Annotated in this window: 3 protein-coding genes and 1 pseudogene; all 4 read left to right on the forward strand. The window is 76.5% G+C overall.

Features of this window, described 5'->3' with window-relative positions; translation table 11 throughout:
• The first annotated feature begins 2 nt into the window (after positions 1-2).
• The gene (locus tag BJP40_RS01895) at positions 3-818 is read left to right on the forward strand and encodes a TlyA family RNA methyltransferase (RefSeq protein WP_071264188.1); all 816 of its coding nucleotides are present in this window, start codon (positions 3-5) and stop codon (positions 816-818) included.
• On the forward strand, positions 815-1,777 hold the full coding sequence (locus BJP40_RS01900; protein WP_071278066.1) for an NAD kinase: 963 nt from the start codon (positions 815-817) through the stop codon (positions 1,775-1,777). Before BJP40_RS01895 ends, BJP40_RS01900 begins: the two co-directional genes overlap by 4 nt.
• A 164-nt stretch (positions 1,778-1,941) precedes the next feature.
• The gene (recN, locus tag BJP40_RS01905; RefSeq protein ID WP_071278067.1) at positions 1,942-3,684 is read left to right on the forward strand and encodes a DNA repair protein RecN; all 1,743 of its coding nucleotides are present in this window, start codon (positions 1,942-1,944) and stop codon (positions 3,682-3,684) included.
• A 35-nt stretch (positions 3,685-3,719) separates the two neighbouring features.
• Positions 3,720-4,118, forward strand: a pseudogene (locus BJP40_RS01910) (hypothetical protein); the annotation flags it as partial.

Raw genomic sequence — 4,118 nt, forward strand, 5'->3', positions numbered from 1 at the left:
ACGTGGCAGGAGCCGCACGCCGCCGTCTGGACGCCGAGCTGGTACGCCGCAAGCTGGCCCGCTCACGCGAACACGCGAGCCAGCTCATCGCGGCCGGCCGGGTGACGGTCGGCGGCACCACCGCGACCAAGCCCGCCACCCAGGTCGAGACCGCCGCCGCCATCGTGGTGGCCCAGGACGACGCCGACCCCGACTACGTGTCGCGCGGCGGCCACAAGCTCGCCGGCGCCCTCGCCGCCTTCGTGCCGCGCGGTCTGGAGGTCGAAGGGCGCCGCGCACTCGACGCCGGCGCCTCCACCGGCGGGTTCACCGACGTGCTGCTGCGGGCCGGCGCCGCGCACGTCGTCGCCGTCGACGTCGGCTACGGCCAGCTCGCCTGGTCCCTCCAGAGCGATGAACGCGTCACCGTCAAGGACCGTACGAACGTGCGGGAACTGACGCTCGACGTGATCGGGGGCGAACCGGTGGACCTGGTGGTGGGCGACCTGTCCTTCATCCCGCTCGGCCTGGTGCTGCCCGCACTCGCCGGCGTGACGGGCCCCGGCGCCGACCTCGTGCTCATGGTGAAGCCGCAGTTCGAGGTCGGCAAGGAGCGCCTCGGCAGCGGCGGCGTGGTGCGCAGTCCCGAACTGCGCGCGGAGGCCGTGCGGAACGTGGCGCGGCAGGCCGCGGAACGGGGCCTCGGCGTGCTCGGCGTCACCGCGAGCCCGCTGCCCGGCCCCTCCGGGAACGTCGAGTACTTTCTGTGGCTGCGGGCGGGCGCGCCCGCACTGGACCCGGCGGACGTCGACCGGGCGGTGGCGGAGGGACCTCGTTGAACACGACACCGAAGTCAGCCCGGGCGGAGACGGCCGGGGCCGCGGCGGGGACCGGCGGCGGCTCCCCGGCGCGGACCGTCTTCCTGCTGGCGCACACGGGGCGGCCCGCCGCCGTGCGCAGCGCCGAGCTCGTCGTCCTCGGGCTGCTGCGCAGCGGCATCGGCGTCCGGGTCCTGGCGGCGGAGGCCGCGGACCTGCCGCTGCCGCCCGCCGTGGAGACCGTGCCGGAGGCCACCCCCGGTGTGCTCGACGGGTGCGAGCTGCTGATCGTGCTGGGCGGTGACGGGACGCTGCTGCGCGGCGCCGAGTTCGCGCGTGCCTCCGGCGTGCCGATGCTGGGCGTCAACCTGGGGCGGGTCGGCTTCCTCGCCGAGGCGGAGCGCGACGACCTGGACAAGGTAGTGGACCGGGTCGTGACCCGGGCGTACGAGGTCGAGGAGCGGATGACGCTGGACGTCGCCGTGTACGACAACGGCGACGTGCTCCACACGAACTGGGCGCTGAACGAGGCCGCGGTGCAGAAGGTCGCGCCGGAGCGGATGCTGGAGGTCGTCCTCGCGATCGACGGGCGGCCCGTGACGGGGTTCGGCTGCGACGGCGTCATCTGCGCGACCCCGACGGGCTCCACCGCGTACGCGTTCTCGGCGGGCGGACCGGTGATCTGGCCCGAGGTCGAGGCGCTGCTGATGGTGCCGATCGGGGCGCACGCGCTGTTCGCGAAGCCGCTGGTGACCACACCGGACTCGGTGCTCACGGTCGAGGTGGAGCCGCACACGCCCGACGGGGTGCTGTGGTGCGACGGGCGGCGGACCGTCACCCTGCCCGCAGGGGCCCGGGTGGAGGTGCGGCGCGGCTCGGTGCCCGTGCGGCTGGCACGGCTGCACCACGCGTCGTTCTCGGACCGGCTCGTCGCGAAGTTCGCGCTGCCGGTGTCGGGTTGGCGGGGCGCACCGCACTGAGCCCGCCCGGCGGAGGCAGCCGGAAGGCGGCGCCGGGGCGAGCGCCCCGCGGGTCAACGAGCGGGCGGCCGCGAGGTGACGCCGCCGGGGCCGCCGCCGTCCCGAACGGCTGGCGTTCGCCGTCCGGGCCGGGGCGGCGTCGCACCGGACCCGGAAAACCTCGTATGGTCGGGGTCGTGTTGGAGGAGATGCGGATACGGTCGCTCGGAGTCATCGACGACGCGGTGGTCGAGCTGTCGCCCGGCTTCACCGCCGTGACCGGTGAGACGGGCGCGGGCAAGACCATGGTCGTCACCAGCCTGGGGCTGCTGCTCGGCGGGCGCGCCGACCCCGCCCTGGTGCGGATCGGGGCCCCGTCGGCGGTCGTCGAGGGACGCGTCACCGTGCCGTCCGGGTCGCCGGTGGCGCTGCGGGCCCAGGAGGCGGGGGCCGAGCTCGACGACGGCGCCCTGCTCATCAGCCGCACCGTGTCCGCCGAGGGCCGGTCGAGGGCCCACCTGGGCGGGCGTTCCGTGCCGGTGGGTCTGCTCGGCGAACTGTCGGACGACCTCGTCGCCGTGCACGGCCAGACCGACCAGCAGGGCCTGCTGAAGCCCGCTCGGCAGCGCGGCGCCCTCGACCGGTACGCGGGCGAAGCGGTCTCGGCGCCCCTCGCCGCGTACACCGACGCCTACCGGCGGCTGCGGGCCGTCTCCGCGCAGCTGGAGGAGCTCACCACCCGGGCCCGCGAGCGGGCGCAGGAGGCCGACCTGCTGCGCTTCGGGCTCGCGGAGATCGAGGCCGTCGCACCGCGGGCCGGTGAGGACGTCGAACTGGCCGCGGAGGCCGAGCGGCTGGGCCACGCCGAGGCGCTGGCCTCCGCGGCCGCCCTCGCGCACCGGGCGCTCGCCGGCGACCCCGAGGACCCGGAAAGCGTCGACGCCACGACCCTCGTGGCCGGTGCCGGGCGCGCCCTGGAGGCCGTGCGGTCCCACGATCCCGCGCTGGCCGCCCTCGCCGACCGGATCGGTGAGGTGTCGATCCTGCTGGCCGACGTGGCGGGCGACCTCGCCGGGTACGCCGGTGACCTGGACGCCGACCCGCGCCGCCTGGCGGCCGTGGAGGAGCGCAGGTCATCGCTGAACGGACTCACCCGCAAGTACGGGCAGGACGTCGCTGCCGTGCTCAAGTGGGCGGAGGAGAGCGCCGCGCGCCTCACGGAGCTGGAGGGCGACGACGACCGGATCGGCGGGCTGGCCGCGGAGCGGGACGCGCTGCACGCGGAGCTGTCGGGGCTCGCGCAGCGCCTGACGGACGCCCGCACCGAGGCGGCGGCACGGTTCGCGGACGCCGTCACGGCGGAGCTCGCCTCCCTCGCGATGCCCCACGCCCGGGTCTCCTTCGCCGTGCGGCAGACCGAGGACCCGGACGGCATCGAGGTCGACGGCAGGACCGTCGCCTACGGGCCGGCCGGCGCCGACGAGGTGGAACTGCTGCTCGCCCCGCACCCGGGCGCCCCGCCGCGGCCCATCGCCAAGGGCGCGTCGGGCGGTGAGCTGTCGCGCGTCATGCTCGCCGTGGAAGTGGTCTTCGCCGGTACGGACCCGGTGCCGACGTACCTCTTCGACGAGGTCGACGCGGGCGTCGGCGGCAAGGCGGCGGTGGAGATCGGGCGGCGGCTGGCCAAGCTCGCCAGGACGGCGCAGGTCGTGGTCGTCACCCACCTGCCGCAGGTCGCGGCCTTCGCGGACCGGCAGCTGCTGGTCGAGAAGACGAACGACGGGTCCGTGACCCGGTCCGGGGTGACCGTCCTGGAGGGCGAGGACCGGGTGCGCGAGCTGTCGCGGATGCTCGCCGGGCAGGAGGACTCCGAGACGGCGCGTGCCCACGCGGAGGAACTGCTGGCCACCGCCCGCGCCGAGGTCTGAACGCCAGCCCGGCCGGGCCCTCGTAGGCTCGCCCCATGAAGGGTGATCATGTGAGGTCCGCCGTCGTGTTCTGCGTCGCCGCCGGCGCCGCCCGCGCCGTGCACGGGGCGTGGGGCCGCCGCCGCGAGGCCCGGGAGGGATGGCGGCGCGTCAACCACGCGGGGCGCACGGTCCGGTTGGAGGCCGGCGCGGCAGCGGCGGCCGGGGCGGTGCTGGGGGCCGCCGCCCTGCCCGGCCGGGCCGGCGCTGCCGCGGCGCTCGCGGCGGCCGCGGGAGCGGCGTGCGGGCGCTACGACGACGTGCACGGCGACCACCGGCGCGGCTTCCGGGCCCACCTGTCCGCCCTGCGCGACGGGGAGGTCACCAGCGGCGCCGTGAAGCTGATGGGCGTGGGCGCCGCCGGGCTCGCGGCGGGCGCCCTGCTGAAGCGGCGG

Source organism: Streptomyces sp. CC53 (genome assembly GCF_001865245.1).
Classification (GTDB): Bacteria; Actinomycetota; Actinomycetes; order Streptomycetales; family Streptomycetaceae; genus Streptomyces.